The sequence below is a fragment of the Pseudomonas sp. BO3-4 genome (genome assembly GCF_034044115.1).
In the GTDB taxonomy this organism is placed as follows: domain Bacteria; phylum Pseudomonadota; class Gammaproteobacteria; order Pseudomonadales; family Pseudomonadaceae; genus Aquipseudomonas; species Aquipseudomonas alloputida.
In genome coordinates this window covers 2,292,855-2,318,485 of the sequence record NZ_CP139018.1, presented here as the reverse complement: position 1 = coordinate 2,318,485, position 25,631 = coordinate 2,292,855, and the positions used below count along the sequence as shown (strand labels likewise).

28 protein-coding genes and 1 tRNA gene are annotated in these 25,631 nt (G+C 61.2%); 15 read left to right on the top strand and 14 right to left on the bottom strand.

The window, feature by feature from the left end:
• Nucleotides 1-7 precede the first annotated feature (7 nt).
• Nucleotides 8-193 (bottom strand): hypothetical protein, encoded by a 186-nt coding sequence (locus REH59_RS10505; protein ID WP_320450519.1) that lies wholly within the window; start codon nucleotides 191-193, stop codon nucleotides 8-10.
• Nucleotides 194-266: 73 nt separating this feature from the next.
• Between REH59_RS10505 and REH59_RS10500 the strand changes: the two genes are divergently transcribed.
• Nucleotides 267-1,187, top strand: a complete 921-nt coding sequence (locus tag REH59_RS10500) for a phosphohydrolase (protein WP_320450518.1) — start codon at nucleotides 267-269, stop codon at nucleotides 1,185-1,187.
• Nucleotides 1,188-1,240: 53 nt separating this feature from the next.
• Complete coding sequence (locus tag REH59_RS10495; RefSeq protein ID WP_320450517.1) at nucleotides 1,241-1,738, top strand: hypothetical protein; 498 nt, start codon at nucleotides 1,241-1,243, stop codon at nucleotides 1,736-1,738.
• A gap of 241 nt (nucleotides 1,739-1,979) precedes the next feature.
• Here the strand turns inward: REH59_RS10495 and REH59_RS10490 are convergent, their stop codons facing one another.
• On the bottom strand, nucleotides 1,980-3,767 hold the full coding sequence (locus REH59_RS10490) for a type I secretion system permease/ATPase (protein ID WP_320450516.1): 1,788 nt from the start codon (nucleotides 3,765-3,767) through the stop codon (nucleotides 1,980-1,982).
• Between the two features lie 137 nt (nucleotides 3,768-3,904).
• Here REH59_RS10490 and REH59_RS10485 point away from each other — a divergent pair, with 137 nt between their 5' ends.
• Both REH59_RS10485 and REH59_RS10480 read left to right on the top strand, forming a co-directional pair.
• A complete protein-coding gene (locus tag REH59_RS10485; RefSeq protein ID WP_320450515.1) occupies nucleotides 3,905-4,147 on the top strand; it encodes a hypothetical protein in 243 nt (80 codons plus the stop codon).
• A gap of 28 nt (nucleotides 4,148-4,175) precedes the next feature.
• Nucleotides 4,176-4,421, top strand: a complete 246-nt coding sequence (locus tag REH59_RS10480; RefSeq protein WP_320450514.1) for a hypothetical protein — start codon at nucleotides 4,176-4,178, stop codon at nucleotides 4,419-4,421.
• Here the strand turns inward: REH59_RS10480 and REH59_RS10475 are convergent.
• From REH59_RS10475 to sohB, 3 genes are all read right to left on the bottom strand, one after another.
• Nucleotides 4,418-5,395 (bottom strand): site-specific integrase, encoded by a 978-nt coding sequence (locus REH59_RS10475; RefSeq protein ID WP_320450513.1) that lies wholly within the window; start codon nucleotides 5,393-5,395, stop codon nucleotides 4,418-4,420. The two genes, REH59_RS10480 and REH59_RS10475, sit on opposite strands and share 4 nt — an antisense overlap.
• A gap of 138 nt (nucleotides 5,396-5,533) precedes the next feature.
• Nucleotides 5,534-5,607, bottom strand: a tRNA-Cys gene (locus tag REH59_RS10470).
• 154 nt (nucleotides 5,608-5,761) lie between these two features.
• Entirely contained in the window at nucleotides 5,762-6,781 is a 1,020-nt protein-coding gene (sohB, locus tag REH59_RS10465; RefSeq protein WP_004577258.1) for a protease SohB, read from the bottom strand.
• A gap of 197 nt (nucleotides 6,782-6,978) precedes the next feature.
• Here sohB and REH59_RS10460 point away from each other — a divergent pair, with 197 nt between their 5' ends.
• From REH59_RS10460 to REH59_RS10445, 4 genes are all read left to right on the top strand, one after another.
• Entirely contained in the window at nucleotides 6,979-7,689 is a 711-nt protein-coding gene (locus tag REH59_RS10460) for a histidine phosphatase family protein (protein WP_014859701.1), read from the top strand.
• A gap of 56 nt (nucleotides 7,690-7,745) precedes the next feature.
• Nucleotides 7,746-8,063 (top strand): SCP2 sterol-binding domain-containing protein, encoded by a 318-nt coding sequence (locus tag REH59_RS10455; protein ID WP_003251077.1) that lies wholly within the window; start codon nucleotides 7,746-7,748, stop codon nucleotides 8,061-8,063.
• 183 nt (nucleotides 8,064-8,246) lie between these two features.
• Nucleotides 8,247-9,314: a phosphotransferase family protein gene (locus REH59_RS10450; RefSeq protein ID WP_014859700.1), complete on the top strand. Its 1,068-nt coding sequence runs from the start codon at nucleotides 8,247-8,249 to the stop codon at nucleotides 9,312-9,314.
• 36 nt (nucleotides 9,315-9,350) lie between these two features.
• Nucleotides 9,351-10,118: an SDR family oxidoreductase gene (locus REH59_RS10445; RefSeq protein ID WP_003251082.1), complete on the top strand. Its 768-nt coding sequence runs from the start codon at nucleotides 9,351-9,353 to the stop codon at nucleotides 10,116-10,118.
• Here REH59_RS10445 and REH59_RS10440 read toward each other — a convergent pair whose 3' ends face one another.
• Together REH59_RS10440 and REH59_RS10435 are read right to left on the bottom strand one after the other, a co-directional pair.
• Nucleotides 10,119-10,940 carry a class I SAM-dependent methyltransferase gene (locus REH59_RS10440; protein ID WP_012051883.1) on the bottom strand — a complete coding sequence of 274 codons (822 nt, stop codon included), beginning with the start codon at nucleotides 10,938-10,940 and terminating at the stop codon, nucleotides 10,119-10,121.
• A 169-nt stretch (nucleotides 10,941-11,109) separates the two neighbouring features.
• Entirely contained in the window at nucleotides 11,110-11,460 is a 351-nt protein-coding gene (locus tag REH59_RS10435; RefSeq protein ID WP_012051882.1) for a hypothetical protein, read from the bottom strand.
• 117 nt (nucleotides 11,461-11,577) lie between these two features.
• Between REH59_RS10435 and REH59_RS10430 the strand changes: the two genes are divergently transcribed.
• The 5 genes from REH59_RS10430 (at nucleotide 11,578) to REH59_RS10410 (ending at nucleotide 16,231) form a co-directional block, all read left to right on the top strand.
• A complete protein-coding gene (locus tag REH59_RS10430) occupies nucleotides 11,578-11,868 on the top strand; it encodes an RcnB family protein (RefSeq protein ID WP_003251088.1) in 291 nt (96 codons plus the stop codon).
• Nucleotides 11,869-12,057: 189 nt separating this feature from the next.
• Nucleotides 12,058-12,249 (top strand): hypothetical protein, encoded by a 192-nt coding sequence (locus tag REH59_RS10425; RefSeq protein ID WP_080580367.1) that lies wholly within the window; start codon nucleotides 12,058-12,060, stop codon nucleotides 12,247-12,249.
• Between the two features lie 73 nt (nucleotides 12,250-12,322).
• Nucleotides 12,323-12,715: a glycine zipper domain-containing protein gene (locus REH59_RS10420; protein WP_003251091.1), complete on the top strand. Its 393-nt coding sequence runs from the start codon at nucleotides 12,323-12,325 to the stop codon at nucleotides 12,713-12,715.
• 124 nt (nucleotides 12,716-12,839) lie between these two features.
• Nucleotides 12,840-14,669 (top strand): SLC13 family permease, encoded by a 1,830-nt coding sequence (locus REH59_RS10415; protein WP_014861713.1) that lies wholly within the window; start codon nucleotides 12,840-12,842, stop codon nucleotides 14,667-14,669.
• 137 nt (nucleotides 14,670-14,806) lie between these two features.
• On the top strand, nucleotides 14,807-16,231 hold the full coding sequence (locus tag REH59_RS10410) for a GGDEF domain-containing protein (RefSeq protein ID WP_014861712.1): 1,425 nt from the start codon (nucleotides 14,807-14,809) through the stop codon (nucleotides 16,229-16,231).
• 1 nt (nucleotide 16,232) lies between these two features.
• Here the strand turns inward: REH59_RS10410 and REH59_RS10405 are convergent, their stop codons facing one another.
• On the bottom strand, nucleotides 16,233-16,994 hold the full coding sequence (locus REH59_RS10405) for a sulfite exporter TauE/SafE family protein (RefSeq protein ID WP_320450512.1): 762 nt from the start codon (nucleotides 16,992-16,994) through the stop codon (nucleotides 16,233-16,235).
• A 98-nt stretch (nucleotides 16,995-17,092) separates the two neighbouring features.
• Here REH59_RS10405 and REH59_RS10400 point away from each other — a divergent pair, with 98 nt between their 5' ends.
• Complete coding sequence (locus REH59_RS10400) at nucleotides 17,093-17,998, top strand: LysR family transcriptional regulator (RefSeq protein WP_014861711.1); 906 nt, start codon at nucleotides 17,093-17,095, stop codon at nucleotides 17,996-17,998.
• A 911-nt stretch (nucleotides 17,999-18,909) separates the two neighbouring features.
• A complete protein-coding gene (locus REH59_RS10395) occupies nucleotides 18,910-19,095 on the top strand; it encodes a hypothetical protein (protein WP_014861710.1) in 186 nt (61 codons plus the stop codon).
• 170 nt (nucleotides 19,096-19,265) lie between these two features.
• On the opposite strand, the gene REH59_RS10390 is transcribed toward REH59_RS10395, so the two are convergent.
• From REH59_RS10390 to nicC, 6 genes are all read right to left on the bottom strand, one after another.
• Nucleotides 19,266-20,558, bottom strand: coding sequence for an OprD family porin (locus REH59_RS10390; protein ID WP_014861709.1), 1,293 nt, complete (start codon nucleotides 20,556-20,558; stop codon nucleotides 19,266-19,268).
• Between the two features lie 137 nt (nucleotides 20,559-20,695).
• Nucleotides 20,696-22,009, bottom strand: a complete 1,314-nt coding sequence (locus tag REH59_RS10385; RefSeq protein ID WP_003251108.1) for an MFS transporter — start codon at nucleotides 22,007-22,009, stop codon at nucleotides 20,696-20,698.
• A 208-nt stretch (nucleotides 22,010-22,217) separates the two neighbouring features.
• Nucleotides 22,218-22,859 carry an N-carbamoylsarcosine amidohydrolase gene (locus REH59_RS10380; protein WP_003251109.1) on the bottom strand — a complete coding sequence of 214 codons (642 nt, stop codon included), beginning with the start codon at nucleotides 22,857-22,859 and terminating at the stop codon, nucleotides 22,218-22,220.
• Between the two features lie 15 nt (nucleotides 22,860-22,874).
• Nucleotides 22,875-23,627, bottom strand: coding sequence for a maleate isomerase (locus REH59_RS10375; protein ID WP_003251112.1), 753 nt, complete (start codon nucleotides 23,625-23,627; stop codon nucleotides 22,875-22,877).
• Between the two features lie 13 nt (nucleotides 23,628-23,640).
• A complete protein-coding gene (nicD, locus tag REH59_RS10370; protein ID WP_014861707.1) occupies nucleotides 23,641-24,447 on the bottom strand; it encodes an N-formylmaleamate deformylase in 807 nt (268 codons plus the stop codon).
• Nucleotides 24,444-25,592: a 6-hydroxynicotinate 3-monooxygenase gene (gene nicC, locus REH59_RS10365; protein ID WP_014861706.1), complete on the bottom strand. Its 1,149-nt coding sequence runs from the start codon at nucleotides 25,590-25,592 to the stop codon at nucleotides 24,444-24,446. Before nicC ends, nicD begins: the two co-directional genes overlap by 4 nt.
• Between the last annotated feature and the right edge of the window lie 39 nt (nucleotides 25,593-25,631).

The following is a 25,631-nucleotide window of genomic DNA, read 5'->3' as shown; positions in this document are numbered from 1 at the left end:
CTTCTATTCAAACCCGTCGACGAGTCGTCCAGAAGTGCGTCGCGGCTAGCAGCGCCCCAGGTATAGCCATGCCCAGGCCGCTGTAGATGAATGCCGGCTGGTCTGACAGCAGCCCGCCCATAACGAACGCGATGCCCGTAGGTATGAGCGTGACCGCTACGTAGCCAAACGGCTTCCTGGCTTCCTTTGCCATTTCAAATGCTCCTTGTTTTGGGGGCACTATTTAAACATGCATGCCCGCCGCTGTGCGCGGGCGAGGATCCCCTATGTCTGAACGCAAAACGATGTGCATCTACCATGGCAACTGTGCTGACGGCTTTGGCGCCGCCTGGGTTGTCCGCAAAGCCCTGGGCGAGCAGGTCGAGTTCGTCGCCGGGGTGTACGGCCAAGAGCCGCCAGACGTTGATGGCAAGGATGTGATCATCGTCGACTTCAGTTACAAGTACGAAGTCATGGCCAGGCTGAGCTGGAAGGCCAACAGCATCATCATCCTGGACCACCACAAATCGGCGGCCGAGGACCTTGGCAAGTTCCCGCCCTTCCACGCCGGCGTTCGGGTCGACGGTCGGCACCCCGACGGGTCGGTCGCACTGGGCTGGGAAAGCGCCCACATCTTCATGAATTCGCAGAACTCCCCCGCTATCGCCTGCTGCTTCGACATGAACCGCAGCGGCGCCATGCTCGCCTGGGACCACTTCTTCCCCGGCCAAGAACCCCCAATGCTGCTGCGCCACATCGAGGACCGAGACCTGTGGCTGTTCCAGCTGGATGGCACCCGCGAGATTCAGGCCAACCTCTTCAGCTACCCCTACGACTTCGAAGTCTGGGACACACTCATGGCGACTGATGTGCAGTCCCTGCGCTCGGACGGCGCCGCGATTGAACGAAAGCACCAGAAGGACGTTGCCGAACTGGTGGCCGTGACCAAGCGCCGCCTGGTCATCGGAGGTCACGATGTGCCGGTGGCCAGCCTGCCGTACACGCTCACCAGCGATGCGGGTCACCTCATGGCACAGGGCGAACCTTTCGCCGCCTGCTACTGGGACACCCCTGAGGGCCGCGTATTCAGCCTGCGCAGCACCGACGATGGCATGGATGTGTCGGAGATCGCCAAGCAATACGGCGGTGGTGGCCACCGCAACGCTTCCGGCTTCCGCGTGCCGTTCGGCCACGAACTGACCAAGTAACTCACCTCTTCAACTCAAGGCCGGCGGCAATGGCTGCCGGTCGAGGATCACCTATGTCCGCAATAAACCGTTTCCACGAAGTAGCCAACGATGCCCTGGTACAGATCAGCGACCATCTGGTGCCAGGAGCCAAGCTCACCTTGGCGATCTACGTACCAGGCGAACCAGAGCAAGACATCGTCCTGATGGGCCCTGGTGTTGCTACTGATGAGGTCGTGAACACCCTGCGCCGGCGTGCCGCCCTGAGCCTTGATGGCGACAACGCCTACAAGCGCGGGGTATGCGATGTAGCCGTAGGGGCTATGGCGGCCGGGAAACAGAACCATAACCAGCCGCCCGAAGGGCACTGGGGCCAGCGGTTCTGGGATATCGGCCGGGCCGAGGGCGCACTGCAGGAACAATTGATTCAGGCACTCCGCCTCGCCCGCAAAGAGCTGGACGCCTGCCAGCGGGTGATCCACTACGCCGGCGGATTCGATCCGGCCTACGTCAATGATGCCCAGGCGGCGCTCAAGGTCGCCGACGCGGTGCTCGAGAAAATCCCCGCCTGACCACCAACCTGCCGCCACCGGCGGCGTGGAGAATAACCATATTCATCACACCTGATGCGGAAGCCGAAACGACTGGAGGGCTCCGCCCCAAGAGCCAGACGTATTGGCTCGAGGAACGGAAATGTTGCGATTTTCTTGGCTCAGAGGGAAAGCCGAAATTGCTGAGAGAAAGCAGAGGCCTCGCCAACACACTGCGCTAGGTGAGCGATGGCACTGCACACTTACATTCTACAAATCCACACTACACCGGAGAGACATTGCCAGGCATGGATGGACCGCTAGTGACCGAGGACGGTCCAGTGTGTCCATCAACTACAGCAAGTGGGGCGGCGCGCTTCTGGGTTGCTGCGTTCTGCCGTGCCAATTGGCCAATAACCGCGTCGCGGTCGCCGTAAAGCGAGACCTTTCCGTCTGCCATCACCAAAATCCGATCGACTACAGTAAGAACGCTCGGCCTGTGCGATACGACGAAGATTGTGGAGCCCGCCTCTTTAAGCTTACGCAAAGCCACGCTCAAAGCGCGCTCCCCGATTTCATCCAAGTTGGAATTAGGCTCGTCGAGCACGATCAATTTCGGATTCCGGTAGATGGCACGGGCTAGCCCGATGCGCTGACGCTGACCGCCTGAAAGATTGATTCCTTCGCTTCCAATTATCGTGTCATAGCCTTCTGGCAGCAGAAGGATCATTTCGTGCACGCCGGCTGTCTTAGCGGCCTCCACTACCTTTTCCGAGTCAACTTCCTCAAAGCGTGAAATATTTTCACTGATGGAACCCTCAAATAGCTCGATATCCTGCGGCAGATAGCCAAGATATGGTCCAAGTGCGCGCTTATCCCACGAGCTTATTTCAGTTCCATCGAGCAATATCTCACCGCTCTGCTTGGGCCAGATATTCAGAAGCGCCCGCGCCAGTGAAGATTTACCTGCGGCACTAGGGCCGATTATGCCTACTATGGAGCCTGCGGGGACCTCGAAGCTCACTTCATGCAGAACAGGAAGCTTGCCACCAGGGGGGGTGACCACAAGATCTCTCACCTCGATGTTACCTACTGGGGCGGGGTGCATAGTGCCCTTCGGTTTTTCTCCAAGCTCTGCCATCACCGAAGTCAGTCGCTTATACTGGACTTTTGCCTGAACAAAACCCTTCCAGCTTCCAATAATCTGATCAACTGGCGCCAGCGCCCTTGCCAGTAGAAGCGAGCCGGCTATGAGCAATCCTGGGTTGATTTCATGCATGACCACAAGGTATGCAGTAATTGCTAGCGCTATCGACTGGGACCAAATGCGAAATGCCTTTGAAATCGAGCTTATTGTTGTGCCCTGATCGCTAACATCAGATTGAAGTTTCAGGATGCCCTGCTGCCTGCTGGCCCAACGATTCATCAGTTTCTCAAGCATCCCCATAGACTCGATCACTTCTGCATTTCGCAGAGTCTTCTGGGTTGTGACATTAGTTGCAACGATATCCTTATTTACATCAGCATGGGCCTTACCGGTGATCCGATTATTAACAAACGCCAATACGACAAGCACTGCGCCGCAAAAAATTGTAAACCAACCCAGCCACGGATGAAAATAGAACATTACCGCGGTATATATCGGAAACCATGGCGCATCAAAGAATGAGAAAAGGCCGTGACCAGTAATAAATTGCCTAAGCGATGTTAAGTCATTCAAAGACTGAGCAGTAGCATCACTACCCCCGCTCTTCAATGCCCGATTGAAGCTCGCACGGTATACGTGCGGACTCAAAATTACATCCATTCGATTACTAGCGCGGACCATAATTTTAGATCTAACCCACTGAAGCAAGCCCTGCGTAATTACGAGCCAAGTCATAACAGCAGTAATTACAATCAAAGTGGAGGTGCTATTGGAGGGCACCACTCTCCCGGAAATTTGAATCATGTAGAAAGTCGGCACAAGCATCAAGGCATTCACGAAGATACTGAAAAAACCAACTGACAGAAAGCTGCTCTTGCAGGCGGCGAGAGCAACCTGCAATTGATTTTCCTGAATATCAGCCATGGCATCCCTACTATTTCGAAGGCAAAAAACGGCTGACAGTATATCACCTAAAGGCGTGACGCCCGACGATCTTCCGCACTGTGGAAAACGCATCGGCGGTGCAGGTCGGGCACCATTTCTAAGCTAGAGGACCAGACATGACCATCCCATTCAAGGCCTACACCCTGGGCGAAGACTTCGCTGTCAGAGAGGTCACCATTGTGCGTAAAGGCCTGTTCTGCGTGGACAGCAAAGGCATGAAGCACCCCAAGCCGAAGCTGTTCTCCAGCGCAAAGGCGGCTCAAGAAAAAGCCATTAAGTGGCTGGCCGACCGCGAGGCACAGCTAGCTAAAGAAAACGCGCTGCACGAGCAGCGGAAGAAGATCGTCGCATCCTACTGATCGCCGCCGGGTGCGGCAGGAGCCCTATATGGAACCAGAGATCATCCACATCCCCGAACTGGCCAAGTTGTTGGGTCGTTCCGAATCAGCCATACGCAGTGCCCGGCAGGCCGGCGCAGCGTGGCTGCCACCTTTTTTCAAGCAAGGCGCACGCGTGTGCTGGAGGGTCAGCACTGTGCGCGAGTTTCTACAGGAGTTCGAACAGGGTCTGCACGCGCCAGCCAAGCCAGGCAGAAAGCGCCAAGCGCCGCCGACGCTGGCCAGTGTCCGCTAACCCAGCTTGTCTGCCAACGCGTCCGGGCAAAGGTGGGTGTATCGCTTGAGCATGCTCATGGTTTTGTGGCCGGTGATGGAGGCCACCTCCATGATTGACAGGCCCTTCTCGAAAAGCCTGGATGTACCTTCGTGACGCAGGTCATGGAAGTGCAGGTCTTCCACCTTGGCCGCTTTGCAGGCCCGATTGAAGTACTGGCTCACCGAATGGGGTGCAAGCGAGAACACCTTGCCGTCCAGACGCGCCGGCAACCCGTCAAGGAGCGCCCGCGCCTTGGTGGAAAGTGGCACCAGGCGCCGGGTACCGTTCTTGGTGTCCTCGAGCAGCACATGCTTCGCCTTCACATTCTCCCGGCGCAGGCCCAGCAGCTCGCTTCGCCGCATCGCCGTCTCTACCGCAATCTGGATGATCGCCGGCATCTCGGCGTGAATCGCTCCCGCCTTCTCGATAACGCCGGCCAGCTCGAAGCTCTTCGGCCGGCGATCCCTCTCCTTTGCCCCCTTGGGCATGCGCAGTTTCATCATCGGGTTGCTCAGCCCCTCAATACCCCAGTCCTTGATGGCTACCGTGAACAGGTGGCTGATGATCGCCAGGTCGAGCCTGACCGTGGCCGTGGACCTGCCCGCCTTGAGCTCTTCATCCCTGTACGACGCAAAATCACTTGATCGCAAAGCAGCCAGGCCTTTCCCAGCAAATGGATGCTTCTTCCACTTGTTGATCCGGGTCTGCTCCTGCTTCGCGCCTTTCTTGGTCGAGCTGACTTCCCTGGAGTACCGATCCAAGGCTTCAGTAAGGGTGGTTCGCTCCGCCTCTCGCATATCGACGAAACGGGCGCGCGACATGTCGCCCTCGATCTCCGCTGCCCAGCGCTGGGCCTCGGCCTTGGTATCGAAGGTCGCAGAGAGTGACGGGTATCCTTTCCGGCGGATCTTTGCCCGCCATGCGCCGCCTGGGCGCTGCTCATAAGTTGCCATGCACCGGATTTTGCCGGGGACAACTGGGACACGCAATTTTCTTCGGTGTCCCAAATTTGTCCCAAACCGAGCGCGGGACAAAATCCGCAGGCATTAAAAAAGCCCCGCAACCTCAATGGCTGCGGGGCTTTCGAATGGTGGAGGCCGAGGTCGGAATCGAACCGGCGTAGACGGATTTGCAATCCGGAGCATAACCACTTTGCTACTCGGCCTCAAAGGTCGGATCTAGCTGCTTGCGCTTTGCTATCTCCTTGAAACGCTGAACCTTTTTCAAAGTTTGCTGCGTTTCGATGGGCGCCATTATGTCTTCATTCTTTTAACCTTGCAACCCCCTGAACGAAAAAAAATTTCAACGGGTTCAAGGTGTTAGCGCAGGCGGCTGAGTTTACTCCACAAGCCCACCACCGCGTTCTCCACTGTACCGCTGGCGGCCATGCCAATCCGCTCCTGCAGGCTCTTGCGTTCGGCATAGTGCAGGTGGAACAGGTTGGCGTTGCGCGCGCGCTCGCTCAGGTACTCGTCACTGGTCTGCAGCTCGTCCACCAGCTTGCGATTCAAGGCGGCCACGCCCAGCCAGACTTCGCCAGTGGCCACTTCATCGATGTGCAACTGCGGACGATAGCGGGAGACGAAATCCTTGAACAACTGGTGAGTGATGTCCAGGTCTTCCTGGAACTTCTCCCGGCCCTTCTCGGTGTTTTCGCCAAAGACGGTCAGGGTGCGCTTGTACTCGCCAGCAGTCAGCACTTCGAAGTCGATGTCGTGCTTTTTCAGCAGGCGGTTGACGTTGGGCAACTGCGCCACCACACCAATAGACCCCAGTACGGCGAATGGGGCACTGACGATCTTCTCGCCGATGCAGGCCATCATGTACCCACCGCTGGCAGCCACCTTGTCGATGCACACGGTCAACGGGATGCCTGCCTGACGAATACGCGCCAGTTGCGACGCAGCCAAGCCGTAACTGTGCACCAGGCCACCGCCGCTTTCCAGGCGCAGTACCACTTCGTCACGCGCGGTGGCGAGCGTCAGCAGCGCGGTGATTTCATTGCGCAGGCTTTCGGTGGCCGAGGCTTTGATGTCGCCATCGAAGTCCAGTACGAATACCCGGCTCTTGTCCTCGGCCTTGCCCTTCTTCTGCTGTTTTTCCGCCTTGGCCTGCTGCTTGCGCAGGGCCTTGAGCTGGGCCTTGTCGAGCAGGCCGGACTCCAGGCGCTCACGCAGGTCCTTGTAAAAATCGTTCAGTCGGGTGACCTGTAATTGTCCGCCCGATTTGCGCCGACCTTTGCCACGCAGCCCGGCGATGGCCGACAGCACCACCAGTATGGCGATGACCAGGGTGGCGGTTTTGGCGAGAAAGCTTGCGTATTCGGCAAGAAACTCCACGTTGACTCCTTAAATACCTGCGCCACTACGGCGCGTCACTGTTGCAAGCATACCGTTGCGTCTGTGGTGCTGCCAGCGGGTGTAAACGCTGGCAACACCTTTCAAACAACCTTTTCAAACGCTTGTATGTTTTTTCGTTGACAGCCCGTGAGCCGCATCCTAACCTCGCAGCAACCTCCAACAGGCCGGAACCTTTCGTGGGCAATCTCTACCTGATTCGACATGGCCAAGCCTCCTTCGGTGCCGATGACTACGACGTCCTCTCGCCCGTGGGCGTGCGCCAGAGCCAGGCCCTGGGTGAACACCTGGCCCAGTTGGGCGTGCGGCTGGACCGCTGCGTGGCTGGCGACCTGCGCCGCCAGCAGGATACCGCACGGCTGGCGCTGCAGGCGCTGCACGCCAACGGCTGCCCGGTGCCGGCGGTTGAGACCGACGCCGCATTCAATGAGTTCGATGCCGACGGTGTGATCCGCGCCCTGTTGCCCGACCTGCTGCCGGAAGAGCCCGATGCCCTGCATGTGCTGCGCAATGCTGCGCAGCACCGCAGCGAGTTTCAGCGTCTGTTCGCGTTGATGGTGCAGCGCTGGCACGATGGCGAGCATGCCGATAATGGCCTGGAAACCTGGCATTCGTTTACGTCACGCGTACGAGGGGGCTTGCAACGCGTGCTGGACACCGCTGGCAGCGGCGATCATGTTGCTATCTTCACCTCGGGTGGCACCATTGCCGCCCTGCTCCACCTGGTTACCGGTATTACCCCCAGCCAGGCGTTCGCGCTGAACTGGCAGATCATCAACACGTCGCTCAGCCAGCTGAAGTTTCGCGGCCGCGACGTGGCACTGGCCTCCTTCAACAGCCAGGCCCATGTGCAGCTGTTGAGGGCGCCGGAGCTTGTCACTTACCGATAAGCCCGGCTTGTTGTGTCCCTGCGGGGACGTGTAAATCACTCTATAAGGAATGCGCCATGACCTCCGTAGCTGATGCCGTCAAAAAGATGCAAGAGAAATTCAACCCATCCGCTGCCGCCGGCCTGGACCTGGTGTTCGGCTTCAACATCACCGACGAAGACAAGCACTACGCGCTGATCGTCAAGGACGGCACCTGCGACCTGCAGGAAGGCGAGAACCCGGATGCCAACTGCACCCTGGTGATGGACGCCGAAACCCTGAAAGGTATCGTCAGCGGCGAAACCGACGGCATGCAGGCCTTCATGGGCGGCAAGCTGCGGGTTGAGGGCGACATGATGCTGTCGATGAAACTCAGCGAGCTGTTCCCGTCCTGAGGGCTGGGAATACCGGATGATCGAAAAACCGAAGCCTGACGGCTTCGGTTTTTTTTGCCCTGCATTCGGTGCAGTGATCCACCAGCAACACCCTCACCTATTTGGCACATGGGACGATTGTTCCAATCCTGACGGACCATTAAATTACCCAATAGTACTTGCTATCGAGAATAAGGAAGACGCATGACGCTCACCGACCAGTCCACCCAGGTACGCCCCGGCGAAGAACTCGACGCGGCCGTCATCGACCCTTACTTCAAAGCCAATATCCCCGGCCTGCACGGCCTGCCGAGCATCAGCCAGTTTCCTGGCGGCGCCTCCAACCTCACCTACCTGGTCAGCTACCCGGGCCGCGACTTCGTGCTGCGCCGCCCCCCCTTCGGTCAAAAGGCCAAGTCGGCCCACGACATGGGCCGCGAGTTCCGCATCCTCAACCAGCTGAACAGCGGCTTCCCCTACTGCCCCAAGGCCTACGCACACTGTACCGACACCGGCCTGATCGGCGGCGAGTTCTATGTGATGGAACGGGTCAAGGGCATCATCCTGCGCTCGGACATCCCGGCCGAACTGAACCTGGACGCCAGCCGGACCGAAGCCCTGTGCAAAAGCTTCATCGACCGCCTGGTCGAGCTGCACCAGGTGGACTACACCGCCTGCGGCCTAGCCGACCTGGGCAAGCCTGAGGGCTACGTGCAGCGCCAGATCGAGGGCTGGACCAGCCGTTATGAAAAAGCCCTGACACCGGATGCGCCACGCTGGGAAACGGTAACCGCCTGGCTGCACGAAAAAATGCCCGCCGACCACCCGCGCCCTAGCATCGTGCACAACGACTACCGGTTCGACAACGTCATCCTGGACGCGGACAACCCCATGCGCATCATCGGTGTGCTGGACTGGGAAATGGCCACCCTGGGCGACCCACTCATGGACCTGGGCAACTGCCTGGCCTACTGGATCGAAGCCGGCGACCCGGCGCCAGTGCAGTTGATGCGCCGCCAGCCAAGCAACGCGCCGGGCATGCTCAGCCGTCGCCAGTTCGTCGATTACTACGCCGAGCGCGCCGGCATCCGCCTGGACAACTTCGATTACTACTATTGCTATGGCCTGTTCCGCCTGGCAGGGATCGTTCAGCAGATCTACTACCGCTACTACCACGGCCAGACCCAGGACAAGCGTTTCGCCCAGTTCATTCACATGAACCGCTTGCTGGAACAAATGACCTTGCAGGTCATTTCCAAGTCCAGCCTCTGAGCACAGCCCACGACGACGGATAACAAGGAAAACAGCATGTCCAAGACCCACCTGTTCGACCTCGACGGCAAGATTGCCTTTGTTTCCGGCGCCAGCCGAGGCATCGGCGAGGCCATCGCCCACTTGCTCGCACAGCAAGGGGCCCATGTGATCGTTTCCAGCCGCAAGCTTGACGGGTGCCAGCAGGTGGCCGACGCCATCATTGCCGCCGGCGGCAAGGCCACGGCTGTGGCCTGCCACATTGGTGAGCTGGAACAGATTCAGCAGGTGTTCGCCGGCATTCGCGAACAGTTCGGGCGACTGGACGTGCTGGTCAACAATGCAGCCACCAACCCGCAATTCTGCAATGTGCTGGACACCGACCCAGGGGCGTTCCAGAAGACCGTGGACGTGAACATCCGTGGTTACTTCTTCATGTCGGTGGAGGCTGGCAAGCTGATGCGCGAGAACGGCGGCGGCAGCATCATCAATGTGGCGTCGATCAACGGTGTTTCACCTGGGCTGTTCCAAGGCATCTATTCGGTGACCAAGGCGGCGGTCATCAACATGACCAAGGTGTTCGCCAAAGAGTGTGCACCCTTCGGTATTCGCTGCAACGCGCTACTGCCGGGGCTGACCGACACCAAGTTCGCTTCGGCACTGGTGAAGAACGAAGCCATCCTCAACGCCGCCTTGCAGCAGATCCCCCTCAAACGCGTGGCCGACCCCAAGGAAATGGCGGGCGCGGTGCTGTACCTGGCCAGCGATGCCTCCAGCTACACCACCGGCACCACGCTCAATGTCGACGGTGGCTTCCTGTCCTGATCAGGCTTTGACGGCGACCAAGGTGTAACTCAGGGGCAGGCGTGCAGGCTGCTCGCGCAGGCGATATTCGCCGTCTTCGCCCTTGACCATCTGCCCCGGCAGCGCCTCCCAGGGGATGCTCTGGTGCTCGACCAGCGCTGTCAGCTGCAGGCCCTGGGCCAACAAGGCAGTGATCACTTCTCCCAGGCCGTGGTTCCATTCATGGGTTTCGGTGTGGGCCAGGCGCTGATCGGTTTCGACGTAGGTCTGGTCGGTGTGCCACACCGTCGGCGCTTCGTGCTCGAAATACGGATATTCGAGCTGCAGGCGGTCCTGATGATCTTCGTTGACAGCCATCAGCATCGGATGCCCGTCGCGCAGGAACAGCCGCCCGCCCGGTTTCAGCAGTGCTGCGACGGTGCGTGCCCATGGCTCGATGCGGGGCAACCAGCAGAGCGCGCCAATACCGGTGTAGACCAGGTCGAACGTACCCGCCGGCAGTACCTTGTCGGCGGCATAGACGTCAGACTCGACATACTGGATGGGCAGCGCGCATCGCTCGGCCAATGCCCGTGCCTCGGCCAGCGAAGCCTTGGAATAATCCAGGCCGCAAACCTTGGCGCCAAGGCGCGCCAGCGACAGGGTGTCGGTGCCGATGTGGCACTGCAAGTGGACCGTATCAAGCCCGTCGATGTCACCGAGCAATGGCAGGTCGAAGCGTACGGTTTCGGACAAGTGCCCGTGTTGCTGGACCAGGCGCTCGACCTCGTAGTCCTTTGAAGCGGCGTGCAACGGGGCACGCTCATCCCAGCTTATACGGTTGAGTTGCAGTGAACGGTCCATGGTGTCGTCCTTGCGTGGAAGCACCTTATGCTAGCCGTCACCCCGCGCCCTGAGACACAACTGACTTGATAAAAATTGTAAAGCCCGCGCGCCTCTGCTGTGGCAACAACTGCCTTGCTCAGTACCCTGAATGCACGGGCCCTTACAGGAGCGGCGATAGCGCCAGCCGTTACAGGCAGGTTGCAGCAGCCGCTCGGCGCTGCAGGGCCACGCCGTCGTTCTGCTTCGCGTAGTAATCCACACGCGTCCCGCCCGACTGCGGGTAAACGTCCACGAACGCTTCGGCCTCACGGGTAAACACGGTGAACCCGCCCTGCTTGCGCGGTTCCAGGTAGCCGCTGGCGTCATCACCGAACACCTTCTCTTCCTGCCAGCTGAACTGGATGCACTGGGCCACCAGCTCTGGCGCCTTGTGCGAGTCGAGCTGCGCAGTCGGCTTGCCGCCACGCGCCGTTTCCATGGTCGCAGAAGCACAACCGGCCAGCATCAGCACCGCAGCCAACGGCAGAATCGCACGCATGTTCCATCCTCGGGGTCGCGAAAAAGAAGGCGACTCTAGCACTGGCAGGCATCCCGAGTGAATTGCCACGCACTTGCCGCTGTCGCAGATAAGACATGCCATCACGAGGAACGCATCATGAAACTGCACTACCTGCTACTCGCCGCCCTGCCTTGCCTGCCCCTGAGCGTCAGCGCCGCCCCCTCGAGCGAAGAAAGCATCACCGCCCCCGAAACCCACAACCGTGAACTGAACGTCGGCGACAAGGCTCCGGACCAGTACAAACGCGATGACCAGGCCGTCAAGGACTGGAAAGCCAAAGGCCTGCCCGAACCGGAAAAGGAAAGCCACTGGGTGCGCATGGGCAAGCATTACGTGCTGGTGCAGATCACCAATGGCGTGGTGCTGGCGATTCAACCGGCATCCTGATTCAACATGCCCTGGCCAAGGCGACCCATTGCAGGGCACCTCGCCGCCGGCCAAGTGCGCTTGGAACGCGTCGATACGCCAGGGCTGATCGCGGGACGCACAATTTTTTTGCCCACCCAGGAAACCAAATCGATCGGCCCCAGTCTTAAAAGGTGCCCCGTAAACCTATGCGGATCAAGGACCTATATCGTGCTCACGCGTCTTGCAAGCCTTTCTCTGGTTGCTGTTGTTCTGCTGACCGCAGGTTGCCATAGCCATCGCTACCATGATGACGACGGCTGGCGTGACCGCGATCGTGACCGTGACCATCGCCACCACCACCGCCATGACCGCGACGACGATGACGATCGGCAATACCGCGGTGACCGCTACTACCGCTGAAGCGTCCTTTCAGCCCTGACCTGCCGCTCGTTGCGCGGCAACTTATCCTGATGATTCCTTTGAGGTTCGTATCATGCGTCTGACTCTGCCTTCCCTTGCCCTCGGCCTGCTGCTGTGCCAGGGCGCTTTCGCCGGTGACGGTACTGCCGCCATTGGCGGTGGCCTGGGGGGTGTCCTGGGCAACGTTGTTGGTCAACAGCTCGGCGGCAAGACCGGCGCAGCCATCGGTGCCGGCGTTGGCGGCGCAGCCGGCAGCGCTGTCGGTGCGCGCAAGGGCAACCGTACCGAAGCCGCCATTGGCGGTGGCCTGGGCTCGGCTGGCGGCTCGCTGCTGGGCGGCGCAGTAGGCGGCAAGACCGGTTCGACCGTGGGTGCCGGCCTGGGCGGCGCGGCCGGTGGTGCCCTCGGCAACCATCTGGGCGACGACAACCGCGGCAGCAAGAAGCACCACCGCCACCGTCACTGACCCCGTGACCGGAGGGCCGCATAGCGGCCCTTTTTGTTGCAGCACATCAACACCCCCTTCACGACAAGCTGGCACACTGACTGCTACTGTCTATCGTGCCCGTGTGAAGGAACACCCCCTCCCCATGAACCATGAGTTGCTCTGGGTCCTCGGCCTGCTGGCCATCGTGATTACCCTGTTCGTCATCAACCGCCCACGCATGGACGTGGTCGCGCTGCTGGTGATTCTCGCCCTGCCACTACTCGGCATCCTTACCGTGGAACAGGCCCTGGCCGGGTTCAGCGACCCCAACGTGGTGCTGATCGCCGCCCTGTTCGTGATTGGTGAAGGCTTGGTGCGCACCGGCATTGCCTATCGCATCGGCGAATGGATGAGCGAGCGGGCCGGCAATAGCGAGGCGCGCCTGCTGGTACTGCTGATGGTGGCGGTGGCCGGGCTGGGATCGATAATGAGCTCCACCGGCGTGGTGGCCATTTTTATCCCGGTGGTGCTGAGCATCGCTGCGCGCCTGCAGCTCTCACCCAGCCGCCTGATGATGCCACTGGCTTTTGCCGGCCTCATCAGTGGCATGCTCAGCCTGGTCGCCACACCGCCCAACGTGGTGGTGCACAGCGAACTGGTACGCCATGGCAAAGCAGGGTTCAGCTTCTTCAGCTTTACCCCGTTTGGCCTGGTGGTGCTGGTGCTGGGTATCGGGTACATGCTGCTGACCCGCCACTGGCTCAACGGTGAAGTGCGCAAGGACGGCCGGGTGGAAAGCCGCCGCACCTTGCTGGACCTGGTCCTGGACTACAAGCTCAACGGCCGTGAACGACGCCTGCGCATCCGCCCTCAGTCGCCGCTAATCGGCCACAACCTTGGCGAGCTGAAACTGCGCACCAGACACGGCGCCAACGTGATCGGTATCGAGCGCCAACACAAGTTCACCACGCGCGTGATCGCGGCCGACTCGGGCACCGTACTGCATCAGGGCGACGTGCTGCTGCTCGACCTGTTCGCCAAGCATGACGACCTGCGCAGCCTGTGCCAAACCATGCACCTGGAGCCGCTGCACTTCAAGGCCGCCTACTTCATCGATCAATCCCAGGATTTGGGAATGGCTGAGGTCTCGCTGCCACCCGGCTCGCAGTTGATCGGCAAGAGCATCCTCGAACTGGCGTTTCGCACCCGCTATGGCCTTAACGTGGTCGGCCTGCGCCGCGATCAGGCCGCTATCGAAGAGCAACTGGTGGAAGAAAAGCTGCGCCTTGGCGACACCCTGCTGGTGGTCGGCCCGTGGAAGGCGGTACGCCAGTTGCAGAGCAAGCCCAAAGACTTCCTGGTCCTGAGCCTTCCCGCCGAGATCGACCTGGTCGCACCAGCCCGCACCCGCGCGCCGCAAGCGTTGCTTAGCCTGGCGGTAATGGTCGGGCTAATGGTCAGCGGCGCCGTACCCAATGTCATTGCAGCGCTGATCGGCTGCCTGCTGATGGGCGCAGGCCGTTGCATCGACATGAACAGTGCCTACCGCGCCATCCACTGGCAAAGCCTGGTGCTGATCGTGGGCATGCTGCCCTTCGCCCAGGCGCTGCAGAAAACCGGCGGCATCGACCTGGCGGTGGGTGGGCTGGTGAACGTGCTGGGGGATGCCGGCCCCAGCGCCATTCTTGCCTGCCTGTTCGCCGTCACCGCAGTGATCGGGCTGTTCATTTCCAACACCGCCACCGCCGTTCTGATGGCACCGGTGGCTGTGAGCACTGCGGCGCAGCTGGGCATGTCGCCCTACCCGTTCGCCATGACCGTCGCGCTGGCCGCGTCGGCGGCATTCATGACGCCGGTGTCATCGCCGGTCAACACGCTGGTGCTTGGGCCGGGGCAATACCGCTTTGCTGACTTCGTCAAGATTGGCGTGCCGTTCACCGTGCTGGTGATGCTGGTTACCGTCGTGATGGTGCCGTGGTTCTTCGGGTTGTGAGGAAAGCAGCCAGGAGTAGAGGCTATTTGACATTATCGCAACCGATCGCGGCAGATTGACATCAACCACCCTGACCCAACACACTGCGGGTAATTGTCCCAGGTGCTCTATCGCGTTGTCCTGGATTTCGTTTCCGCTTGCCGGTCGAGTTCATGGTTTTTCCAGCCCAATCGCGCGTGTTGCCTTATGTCGTTGTACTTGGCGTGACCTTCGCCCTCACCCTGGGCGGCATCCTGGCACGCCCGATCGAATCGCTGTCGCTGTTCTGGCCAGTGAATGCGGTACTGGCCGGCGTACTCCTGCGCTACCCCCGTCAAGCCACGTTTACGGGCTTTTGCCTGGTGTGGCTGGCCATGGTGGGGGCCGACCTGCTGTGTGGCAGCGCCTGGGGGCCGGCTCTGTGGTTCAACCTGTGCAATCTTGGCGTGGTGGTCACCCTCTGGCAGCTGATGTCGCGCTTGCCTCGCATGCACCGGCGCATGCGCAGCCCGCGTGGCGTGCTTAGCGTGTTCGCTGCCTGCGCCGCCGCTGCCATGGTGGCGGCCAGCATGGCAGCGGTAATGGCCGCACCGTGGTTCGAACAGTCGTTGCGCGCCACCTGGCTAGCCTGGTTCAGCGAACAGTTCTCGACCGGTGTGCTGGTACTGCCGGTGCTGCTTACAGCGCCCTCGGTGCGGGCCTTGGTGCGCGGCGGCGCGCAACCCATCCGCCTGGCGCCGTTGCTGGTACTGCTGGCCTCGCTGGCGTTCAGCATCGCCTTTGGTGGCCCTGGGGCCATTGCCTTCCCGATTGCCGCGTTACTGTGGTGTGCCTGGACCTACTCACCGTTCCTGGTTTCATTGCTGACGCTCACGGCCGGCAGTACGCTGATTGTGGCTGTGGCGCAAAACCTCATGCATTTCAGCGTGCCGCAGAGCGAACCTGGGGTTACCACGCTGATGTCGGCGCGCCTGGGCATCGCCATGCTGGTGCTCGGGCCGCTGGTGGTGGCCTGCGTCAGCCAGGCCAACCGTAGCCTCATGGCCCGCCTGGCGCACCAGGCCACCGTCGATCACCTCACCGGTGTGCTCACCCGCAGCGCCTTCACACGCCGCGCCAACGCGCTGCTGGAGAGCCGTCAACAGCACGCCCAGGCGCTGCCGCTGACCCTGATGATGCTGGACATCGACCACTTCAAGTCAATCAACGATGCCCATGGCCATGCAGTCGGTGACCAGGTGCTGCGCCAATTCGCCAGCACCCTCCAGGACCAGCTGCAAAACGATGAGCTGATCGCACGCCTGGGTGGCGAAGAATTCGTTGTCATCCTGCCCGGACTTGCACCAGAGCGGGCCAACTTCATCGCCGAACGCCTGCGCCGCGCCATCCAAGACCTGCACGTGGCACAGGCCGACCAGCGCCTGCAGATTACCGTGAGTATCGGTGTGGCAGGCTGCGACGCAGACATGCCGGCCCCCAGCCTCGACGAACTGCTGGCGAGTGCCGACCAGGCGCTGTACCGGGCCAAGGCCCGGGGCCGCAACCGCGTCGAACAGGCCGAAGCACAGCGCCTGGTGATCTGAACTAGCCGGCCAGCAGGTCCCACGAAAGCTTGGCGATCAGCACACACAACAGCACCAGGAACAGCCCGCGGACAAACCCGGCACCCTTGCGTACCGCCAGCCAGGTACCGGTCAGCGCGCCGAGAATGTTGCACGCCGCCATGGGCAAGGCTATGGCGTACAGCACGTTGCCTGTCGGTACGAAGAACACCAGTGCCGCCAGGTTGGTGGCAATGTTCACCACCTTGGCCGAAGCCGAGGCGTGCAGGAAGTCCAGGGCGAAGAAGCGGATGAACAGGAAGATCAGGAAGCTACCGGTACCCGGGCCGAACAGGCCATCGTAGAAGCCGATAGCGCCGCCGATCAGCACTGCCAGGCACTGCTCCTTGCGGCCGACCTGGGCAGGTGTGTGCAAGGTGCCGAAGTCCTTCTTGCAGAAAATGTAGACAGCCATCAGCACGATCAGCACCAGCACCGCCGGGCGCATGACGCTGGGGGGTACCAGCGACACCGTGGCGGCCCCCGCGAACGACATGACAAAGGCACTGAGTGCCGCCGGTACGATCAACCCCCAATCCAGCGTCACTTTACGGATGAACGAGCGGGCCGCGAAGGCCGTGCCGCACACGGACGCCAATTTGTTGCTGCCGAGCAATGCGGCCGGTTGCGCGGAGGGCAATACGTTGAACAAGGCCGGGATCTGGATCAGCCCGCCGCCACCCACCGCGGCGTCGATCAACCCAGCGGCGAAGGCGAACACAGAAAGCACAGCAATATCCATCATGACGCGGTTCCAGGCAGTGAAGACGCCTGCAAGGCTAATCAAAGTGGCACACTTGTGTTGAAATGCCATATTGCGATAACTGCAACGAGGAGCAGGCCATGGCACTGGACATGCTGCGGGAAATCCAGGCGTTCGTCAGCGTGGCGCACAAGCGCAGCTTCGTTGCTGCCGCCCGCGCCCTGGGGCGTTCACCCAGCGCAGTTACACGCGCGGTACAAACCCTGGAAGACAATGCGGGAAGCAAACTGCTCAACCGCAACGCCAACGCCGTCACCCTGACCGAGGCCGGCGAGCGCTTGCTGCCGCATGCCGAACGCTTGCTGGATGTGCAACGCGATGCTGCCGACGAACTGGCCGCGCTCAGCGGCAGCGCCCAAGGCTGGATTCGCTTTGCCGCGCCGCAACTGCTGGGAGAGCATGTGCTACCGCAAGTGCTTGCCGAGTTTTCCCGCCGCCACCCTCAGGTGACCCTGGACGTGCAGTACAGCGACGAAGCCCTTGACCCGCTGCAAGGTAAATTCGATTTCGTGGTGCGCGGTGCCTTCCCGCAATCGAGCGAGCTGATCGGCTACCCGCTTTGGCCCTACCAGCGCCACCTGTATGCCAGCCCGGCATATCTGGCCCTGGCTGGTACACCGCAACACCCGGAAGACCTGGAGGGACACACCTTGATCCTGCATACCGCGCCACGCATCCTCAAGGCCTGGCACTTTTGCCACGATGACCAGATCACCAGCCTGCGCCCCAGGCCCAGGCTTCGCTTGGGCTCAGGAGGCGCGGTATACCACAGCACCCTGGCTGGCGCCGGCATCGCCCGCCTTGCCGCCTGGGTCGGCGAAGCACAGGTCAAGGCCGGCCGCCTGGTGCGGGTGTGTCCGCAGTACCGCCTGACGTCCAGCAGCGGCCAGGACCCACAGATGCATGCTGTATACCCTGCCGGCGAGTTGCCGACGCGGGTGCGTGACTTGCTGGCAGCCATACGCCGAGCCGGCCCGCTCCACTGAAACAGGCCATAAAACAACTGTTCAATTTCTGCTCAATTTAACAGAGCCCGCCGCGGGTCTGGCTTGCAGCACTTTATCCACAGACCTACCCACGTTTTTTGTGGACAGATTTCCCAGCGTAAAGAACGACTTATCGCACAAGCAGACACGCCGAATTGGCCAATTTGACCAGCTCGATCCACGCCTGCGTACCGCGCGTATCGACGCCAAAGCCAAACGCCACCGAATGCGCGGCGACGGGAGGCTACACGAGGACTTTGCACTTGAGAATGACTTGCACCTACTGCTGATCCAGCAGTGCAATCAAAGAGATTACCGGCCATTTGCCGATGGATTGGGCCCGTCGCTTGAAGTGGACGGGCCGCGCAGGGGAAAAAGCAGTGAACTCAGCTTGGCGGAATGGTGCCAAGAATACCAATCAGAATGGTCAGCAGCAGAAAACCACCCAGGAACAGCGCCAGCTTGCCCATTGGAACCTCTACAGTTGTGATGCGGGAATGGGCACATTGTCGAGCTTGGGCTGATACGGTTACAGATTCAGGTTTATGGAAAAAAAGCGGATCAGATGTGATGCGCAGATGCCGCTGGGGTAAATTCAGCCGCAGTGGTTGACGCTGAGCACCTGTCGCTCGCGGGCCGGGAATTGATACATGAAGTTTCTAAACACGCCTGCAGTACCTGCGTTAAGTGCGCTGCCCCTCGAAAGCGCCTGAACCCAGCCAATACGGTAGATTGAGCTTGTTTGGGGGACACGATCTGAAACACGGCTTGTAGGATTGTTTACCGCACGCCGTAGGAAATGGCGTGGCAATGAGTCTTGCCTGTATGAAACATCAGTTTCTCCGGCAAATTCGAGCTGCTACGGTCCATTTTTCCTACAACGGTACGGAAGCCTACAGCGTGAGAAAAGCATGGACTCGTTCAAAACCTCTGCACTCAAGTTGCAGAAAAATCTGCTTAACCTGCGCGTTGAGCGTGATCGCTTAAGAGGTGAAGGCAAGGACAAGGAAGCGGATCAACTCACTGGGCCGATCGCTCGGCTTGAGGAGGCCCTTCGGCAACTGCCAGATAGCCTGAAGCCCGACACCTTGCAGTGACCTGCAAGAGCCATTGTCATGCTCCACAGCTCAAACCTACCCAGCACGTGCAGGAGCAGCCTTGCGCTGCGAAGAGCGCGGTAAGGCAAACGACTGCCTTAGGCAGTTATTGCTTCTTCGCAGCACAAGGTTGCTTCGGGAACCGAGCTGGCGCCGGGTCACCTACCCCCTCAGAACACCTTGATCGTGTAACTCAGAATCAAGCGGTTCTCATCGATATCTGTCCGGTAGTTGGAGCGCGCCATCACGTTGCGCACCCGTATCCCAAGCCCGGCCAACGGCCCGCTTTGCACCACGTAGGCCAGGTCCAGGTCACGCTCGCGGTCACGCCCTTCAAAGCCCAGCCCTGTTTCCACGTCTCGCCCCTTTACATAACGCAGGGTCGACGTCAGCCCCGGAAGCCCCAACGCGACAAAATTGTAATCATGGCGCACCTGCCACGAGCGTTCACCCGGCGCCGAGAACTCATAGGTCGGCAGTGTATTACCCATCGGGTTGGTGTTGGCGCCTACCTGGATAAAGCCGTCATCGCCGCCGATCTGCTGATAGCCCACATAGAAGGTATGCCCGCCGGTCTTGGCCGAGAACAGGCTGAACAGCGCATGGTTATCGTAGTCGCCAGCCACCTTGCTCCCGTCCTCGCGGGCATCGAAGTAGCCGGCATTGACCCCCAGCGTCCAGCCCCCGATCGGCTCGGCATGCTTGAAGCTGTAGAAGCGCTGCTGGTAGATATCCTCCAGCTGCGCCTGCCAGACACCGACGCTGGTACGGTTGTCGTTGAAGACATAGTCGGCCCCCACGTAGTTGAACCGGTCGCTGGTAAAGCGCGCCAGCCGCGCCGGGTTGATCGGGTCGTTGACCAGCGCGTACATCTTCTGGCTGTTGGACGAGTCGCGCAGGCTGGTGGAGCGGAACTGGCCGGCGTTCAGGGTCAACCCGGCGAACTCGCGCGACTCCAGCATCGCGCCCTGGTAAGTCGGCGGCAACAGGCGCAAATCGCTGAACAGCAGCACCGGCAGGTTGGGCATCAACTCGCCCACCTTCAGCTCGGTTTGCGACACCTTGAACTTGATCGCCGCACCCAGGCGGCTGTATTCGTCCGCCGACTTGCCGCTGTCCAGACTGGGCAGCAACCCGGACCGGGCATGTTCCGGGCTGCTGTCGAGCTTGAAACCCAGCAGGCCGGTAACATCCACACCCACGCCAAGGGTGCCCTGGGTATAACCGGAGCTGGCATTGAGGATAAACCCCTGCGCCCATTCCTGGGTGCGCGACTGGGTGCTGGCGCCTTTGATATCGGCATAGTCGCGGCTGAAGAAGTAATTGCGCACCTGCAGCGTGGCGCGGGCACCTTCGATGAAACCGGCCTCTTCTGCCGTGGCCTCTGCACACAAAGCGGCGGCAATACAACCGCCGGCCAGGCGTGCAGACGAAGAAAAACGCGGCGCAGTGAAACCTTGCATAGGGCTACTCCTGGATTTGGGCAACAGCAACCCGGCGCGGCGGCACTGCATGGCCACCGGCGTGCGGGTTGCATCGAGAGAGGTCGGCAGGCGGGCCCCGGCCCGCCTGCCCTGCCGTTGCGTGAAGCGCTGGGCCGCTAGCGGTTGACCAGCTTGGCCGGCAAGGCGATGACCAGGAAGCAGCTGAGGATCAGGCAGCCGGCAAACACCCACAGCGCAGCGTGCGAGGTGCCGGTGAGGTCGGTGACCACGCCCATCAGTGAGTTGCTCACCAGGCCAGCGATGTTGGCTACCGAACAGGCCAGGGCAAAGCCGGTGGCGGCTGCGGTGCCTTTGAGGAAGGTCGCCGGCAGGCTGAAGAACACCGGCACCGCGCCGATGATCGCCGCCGAGGCAATGGCGAACAGCACCACGGTCATCACCAGGTTCTGGCTGAACAAGGTGCTGCTGGCCATGGCGATTGCACCAATGATGAACGGCACGATGATGTGCCAGCGGCGCTCGCGGTGGCGGTCGGAGCTGGCCCCGATCATGAGCATACCAGCCAGCGCGGCCAGGCTTGGAATGGCCGTGAGCAGGCCGATATGGAAGGTGTCGCTGACGCCCGCATCGCGGATGAAGGTCGGCATCCAGAAGCCCATCGCATAGGCGCTGAGCAGGATCGAAAAGTCGATACCACCAAGCATCCACACCTTAAGGTTGAAGAAGCCATCGCGGAAGCTGTGTTTGCTGTCCTTGCCCTCGGCATCGTCGGCGGCCAGGTCTGCCGCCAGTTGTGCCTTGTCGTCAGCCGACAGCCACTTGGCCTGCTGAAAATGGTTAGGCAATGCCCAGAACGTGAGGATGCCGAGCAAAACGCTGGGGATCGCCTCCAGTAGGAACAGCCACTGCCACCCATGCAAACCTTGAACCTGGTCGAAATGCCCCATGATCCAGCCAGAAATCGGCCCGCCAATCACGCTCGACAACGGCAGCCCGATCATGAACAGGGCAATGATGCGCCCGCGGCGATAGGTGGGGTACCACATGGTCAGGTAGTACAACACGCCTGGCAGGAAGCCGGCCTCGGCCGCACCCAGCAGGAAACGCAGGATATAGAACTGGGTGGTGCTGGTGACGAACATGGTGCAGGCCGACAGCAGGCCCCAGGTGATCATGATGCGGGCGATCCACAGCTTGGCGCCAACGCGCTGCAGGATCAGGTTGCTCGGCACTTCGAAGATGATGTAGCCGACGAAGAACAGCCCTGCACCCAGGCCATAGGCCGCTGTGCTGAACTGCAGGTCTTCGAGCATCTGCAGCTTGGCGAAGCCGACATTGATGCGGTCCAGATAAGCTGCGAGGTAGCAGAAACACAAGAAGGGGATGAGCCTCCAGGTGATCTTGCTGTACAGCGCTTTCGTGCCATGGTCGATGTCACTGTGGACCGTGGTTGCATTCGCAATTGGCATTTCCTGTCTCCTGGCGGGCGACTTTGTGGTTGTTTTAAGGCCAGCAGTTTTCGACGCGCCGGGCACGCCGCGCATTCTACGCGGCGGGCCTGGACAGCGCCTGAAGACCCCGAGTGCTCCTGCGGGGCGACCACCCGGACAGCAGGCGGTCATGGACGGGCTTCCCGCACCGGTCCTTGATTGTTATTGGATAGGCGCTGCCCGGCGTTCAGCCGGCCAGGTGCCTGAGTTGCTGCATGGCATCCTGCCGGGTGACGACATCACCGTACTTGCTGTCGATGTCGAACAGGTTGGCTTCGTGCGGGTCGCTGTGGCGGTCACCGACACACTCGCGCACCACGATGGTTCGAAACCCGTGCTGCATGGCATCCACCGCACTGGCGCGGATGCAGCCGCTGGTCGAGCAGCCAGCCAGCACCACGGTATCCACCCCCTGTGCATGCAGCAGCGGGGCCAGGCTGGTGGCGAAGAAAGCGCTGGCGTACTGCTTGCTCAGCACCACCTCCCCTGCCTGTGGCGCAACGGCCTCGCAAAAGGCTGCCAGCGGGTTGCCTTCGACCATGTCCTTCATCACCGGCGCCTTGCGCACCCACACGCCGCCGTCAGCAAAATGCGGCGGCTGGTAACGGATGTTGGTATGCACCACCAAGGTACCGCAGTCGCGGGCCAGCGCCAGCAGGCCGGCGGCCTGCTCGACCGCTGCGACCACGCCCGGGGCGTACAGCGGTGCGCCCGGGGTGGTGTAGCCCTGCATGAAGTCGATCATCAGCAGGGCCGGCTTGCGGCCAAAGCCGATGCGCTGGCCCCACACACCCTGGTAGTTGTCACGGGCGCTTTGTGCGTCGCTCATGTCCGTCTCCCGATTTCAGTAGGCGCCCGACAGCAAGGCACCGGCGCCCGGCACGATCGGCTCCAGGTCCAGCGCCTTGAGCATGGCGTAGGTGGTAGCGATTGCAGCGGTGACCACCGGCTTGCCGGTTTGCGCCTCGACCTTGGCCACTGCCGGCAGCGATTGCATCTGCACGCACGCCGACAGCACCACCACATCGACGCCTTCAAGGTCCATGCCGGCGACGATGCCCGGCAGGTTGGCCGGGTCGTGACGGGCCACGGCGAGGTTGTCGGGGATTTCCAGCGCCCGCCAGTCCTGCACCTCGAAGCCTTCCTCGCGGATGTAGTTCACCACCAGCTCGGTCAGCGGCTTCATGTACGGCGCGACGATGGCAATGCGCTTGGCCTTCATCACATGCAAGGCCTCGACCAGCGCCCCGGCGCTGGTGATCACCGGTGCCAGCGCATCATTGTCGGCGGTGGCCTGCTGCAGGCGCTTTTCAGATTGGCGGTGATAGCCCAGCCCCATGGCCATGATCGCCACAAGGCAGGCATAGCCCAGCACATCGACCTTGGCGTCGGACAGCTCCACTGCGCAGCGGTCGGACTCGGCGTCCATCGCGGCCAGTTCTTCCTTCTTCACCTGCTTCATGCGCATGCGGCTGGAATGGAAGGTGAACCGCTCGGGGCGGATCGCCTGGCGCGCGTTGAGCATCGCCGGAATTTCGGTTTCCATGGTGGTGTTCGAACTCGGCACGATCTGGCCGATGCGGTATAGCTGGGTCATGTCTCGTGCTCCGTCAGACGAGGGGGTGGTCGAGGAAGTCGCCAAAGGCGGCGAAGAAACCGTCCAGGTCATCCCAGGGGATCATGTGGCCGGCGTTGTCCACGTACGCGACCTGGATATCCGGCTTTAGCTCGCGCATTTCAGCAATGTCACGGGGCTCGATCACTCCCCCCCGCCCAGCCACCATCAGCAATGCCGGCTGGCGCACTGCGGGCAGGTACTGGTGGATATCGACCTCGTGGAAATCGTCGAAGGCCCGCACGATCGCCGGCTCGTAGCAGGTGTGCAGCCACTCGGCACGCAGGGCCAGCTGCGCGTCGCTCCAGGTGGCGCAGAAGGCGCGCATGTCATCGCCGCTCATGCCAACCGTGGCTTGGCGGATCGAATCGACGTACCACGGCAACTTGCTCGGGTAGGCGCGGCGGCCCGGACCGGACACCGGTGGGTCGACCAGCACCAGCCGCTGCAGTCCCGGTGCCCCTTGGGCGGCAGCGCGGATGGCAAAACGCGCCCCCATCGAGTGCCCGACCAGATGGTAGCCATCCAGGCCTAGCGCGGCGGCAAAGGCGGGAATATCCGCAGCACAAGCGTCGGTGCCGTAGTCCAGTCCGGGGCCGCTTGAAGACAAGCCGCGCCCGCGCACATCCAGCACATAGGTGTCGAAATACTGCCCAAGGCGCTCGGCAACAAAGCCCCAGGTGATCGCTGGGCTGGTGATGCCCGGCACCAGGATCAGCGCATGGCCCTTGCCGCCATAGCGCAGGTAATGCTGGCGGATGCCATTCGCGCTCACGTTACCGCCAGCGACGAAGGTGCTCATGCCGCCTCCCCGCTTTTAAGCTGCTGCCCATAGAGGTCGTAGCCGTAAACCCAGGCTGGGTCTTCCTGGGTGTAGAGCCAGGTGTTGGCGTTGGATACCGATTGCACCTGCGATGCCCGCTCTTTACGGTTGGCCTCGTAGAGGTCGAACGCCGTGCGGTGGTCGGACAACCCGGTCTCCTGCAGGCAGCGGGTCAGCATGGCCGCGTCCTCGATGGCCATGCACGCGCCCTGGGCCATGTGCGGCTTCATCGGGTGGCAGGCGTCGCCCAGCAGCACCAGGCGGCCACGGCTCCACAACGGCAACGGGTTGCGGTTGCGCAGCGGCCACTTGGTAATCGATTCGGTAGCGTCGATCAGCTTCTGTACGGTGGGGTGGTAGCCTTCGAAGGCTGCGCGCATTTCTTCCTGGCTGCTGTCGACGAACGCACCCTGGAAGTCCCAGGCTTCATGTGGCACGCCGGTGACGAAGTAATACTCGTCGCGCTTGCCGGTGGTGTAGTAGACCATCATGTGGCGGTCTTCGGACCACCATTTGACGCAGGGCTCGAACACATCGGCATGCGGTGCCAGGTTCACCCCGCGAATCAGTGCACGGTGCGCGACCCAGCCGCTGTAGATCGGCGCTTCAGCCCCCAGCAACTCTTCACGGATCTTCGAATGGATGCCGTCGGCCCCGATGACGATGTCGGCCACGGTGTGGGTGCCGTCGGCAAAGTCCAGGCGCACTTGGTCACCTTCGTCGACGATCTTTTCCAGGCGCTTGCCGAAGTGCACGGTGCCCGGCTTGATGGCCTCGATCTGCAGGGCGTGCAGGTCGCCACGGTGGATGGTGATGTAAGCGGCGCCGTATTCGCGGCGGGCAAACTCGCCCAGCGGAATGCGCGACAGGTAATCACCGGTATTGCCGTCGCGGCTGAACCAGAAGTCCGGGTGCGAGCCCATCAGCTCCAGCTTCTGCTCCAGCCCCATGCGGCGGAAGATTTTCATCACGTTAGGGCCGATATGAATGCCCGCGCCCAGGCGGGTGAACGCCGGAGCCTGTTCGAATACCTCGACATCGAACCCGGCCTGTTGCAGCAACGTGGCGGCGGCTGCCCCACCCAGACCTGCACCGACGATTGCGATTTTCTGCCTACCCCGCATGGGTATGTCTCCTCTTGTTCTGATAGGTGGCCAGCGGTT

Excerpts from the sequence above, each read along its gene's own strand:
- REH59_RS10445 (WP_003251082.1), top strand. The coding sequence starts at position 9,351 with ATGTCCAAGACCCACCTGTTCGACCTCGACGGCAAGATTGCCTTTGTT.
- REH59_RS10440 (WP_012051883.1), bottom strand. The coding sequence starts at position 10,940 with ATGGACCGTTCACTGCAACTCAACCGTATAAGCTGGGATGAGCGTGCC.
- REH59_RS10495 (WP_320450517.1), top strand. The coding sequence starts at position 1,241 with ATGTCCGCAATAAACCGTTTCCACGAAGTAGCCAACGATGCCCTGGTA.
- REH59_RS10500 (WP_320450518.1), top strand. The coding sequence starts at position 267 with ATGTCTGAACGCAAAACGATGTGCATCTACCATGGCAACTGTGCTGAC.
- REH59_RS10450 (WP_014859700.1), top strand. The coding sequence starts at position 8,247 with ATGACGCTCACCGACCAGTCCACCCAGGTACGCCCCGGCGAAGAACTC.
- REH59_RS10435 (WP_012051882.1), bottom strand. The coding sequence starts at position 11,460 with ATGCGTGCGATTCTGCCGTTGGCTGCGGTGCTGATGCTGGCCGGTTGT.
- REH59_RS10490 (WP_320450516.1), bottom strand. The coding sequence starts at position 3,767 with ATGGCTGATATTCAGGAAAATCAATTGCAGGTTGCTCTCGCCGCCTGC.
- REH59_RS10430 (WP_003251088.1), top strand. The coding sequence starts at position 11,578 with ATGAAACTGCACTACCTGCTACTCGCCGCCCTGCCTTGCCTGCCCCTG.
- REH59_RS10395 (WP_014861710.1), top strand. The coding sequence starts at position 18,910 with ATGGACTCGTTCAAAACCTCTGCACTCAAGTTGCAGAAAAATCTGCTT.
- nicC (WP_014861706.1), bottom strand. The coding sequence starts at position 25,592 with ATGCGGGGTAGGCAGAAAATCGCAATCGTCGGTGCAGGTCTGGGTGGG.
- REH59_RS10405 (WP_320450512.1), bottom strand. The coding sequence starts at position 16,994 with ATGATGGATATTGCTGTGCTTTCTGTGTTCGCCTTCGCCGCTGGGTTG.
- REH59_RS10420 (WP_003251091.1), top strand. The coding sequence starts at position 12,323 with ATGCGTCTGACTCTGCCTTCCCTTGCCCTCGGCCTGCTGCTGTGCCAG.
- REH59_RS10415 (WP_014861713.1), top strand. The coding sequence starts at position 12,840 with ATGAACCATGAGTTGCTCTGGGTCCTCGGCCTGCTGGCCATCGTGATT.
- REH59_RS10390 (WP_014861709.1), bottom strand. The coding sequence starts at position 20,558 with ATGCAAGGTTTCACTGCGCCGCGTTTTTCTTCGTCTGCACGCCTGGCC.
- REH59_RS10385 (WP_003251108.1), bottom strand. The coding sequence starts at position 22,009 with ATGCCAATTGCGAATGCAACCACGGTCCACAGTGACATCGACCATGGC.
- REH59_RS10485 (WP_320450515.1), top strand. The coding sequence starts at position 3,905 with ATGACCATCCCATTCAAGGCCTACACCCTGGGCGAAGACTTCGCTGTC.
- REH59_RS10475 (WP_320450513.1), bottom strand. The coding sequence starts at position 5,395 with ATGGCAACTTATGAGCAGCGCCCAGGCGGCGCATGGCGGGCAAAGATC.
- REH59_RS10505 (WP_320450519.1), bottom strand. The coding sequence starts at position 193 with ATGGCAAAGGAAGCCAGGAAGCCGTTTGGCTACGTAGCGGTCACGCTC.
- nicD (WP_014861707.1), bottom strand. The coding sequence starts at position 24,447 with ATGAGCACCTTCGTCGCTGGCGGTAACGTGAGCGCGAATGGCATCCGC.
- REH59_RS10455 (WP_003251077.1), top strand. The coding sequence starts at position 7,746 with ATGACCTCCGTAGCTGATGCCGTCAAAAAGATGCAAGAGAAATTCAAC.
- REH59_RS10400 (WP_014861711.1), top strand. The coding sequence starts at position 17,093 with ATGGCACTGGACATGCTGCGGGAAATCCAGGCGTTCGTCAGCGTGGCG.
- REH59_RS10380 (WP_003251109.1), bottom strand. The coding sequence starts at position 22,859 with ATGAGCGACGCACAAAGCGCCCGTGACAACTACCAGGGTGTGTGGGGC.
- REH59_RS10480 (WP_320450514.1), top strand. The coding sequence starts at position 4,176 with ATGGAACCAGAGATCATCCACATCCCCGAACTGGCCAAGTTGTTGGGT.
- REH59_RS10375 (WP_003251112.1), bottom strand. The coding sequence starts at position 23,627 with ATGACCCAGCTATACCGCATCGGCCAGATCGTGCCGAGTTCGAACACC.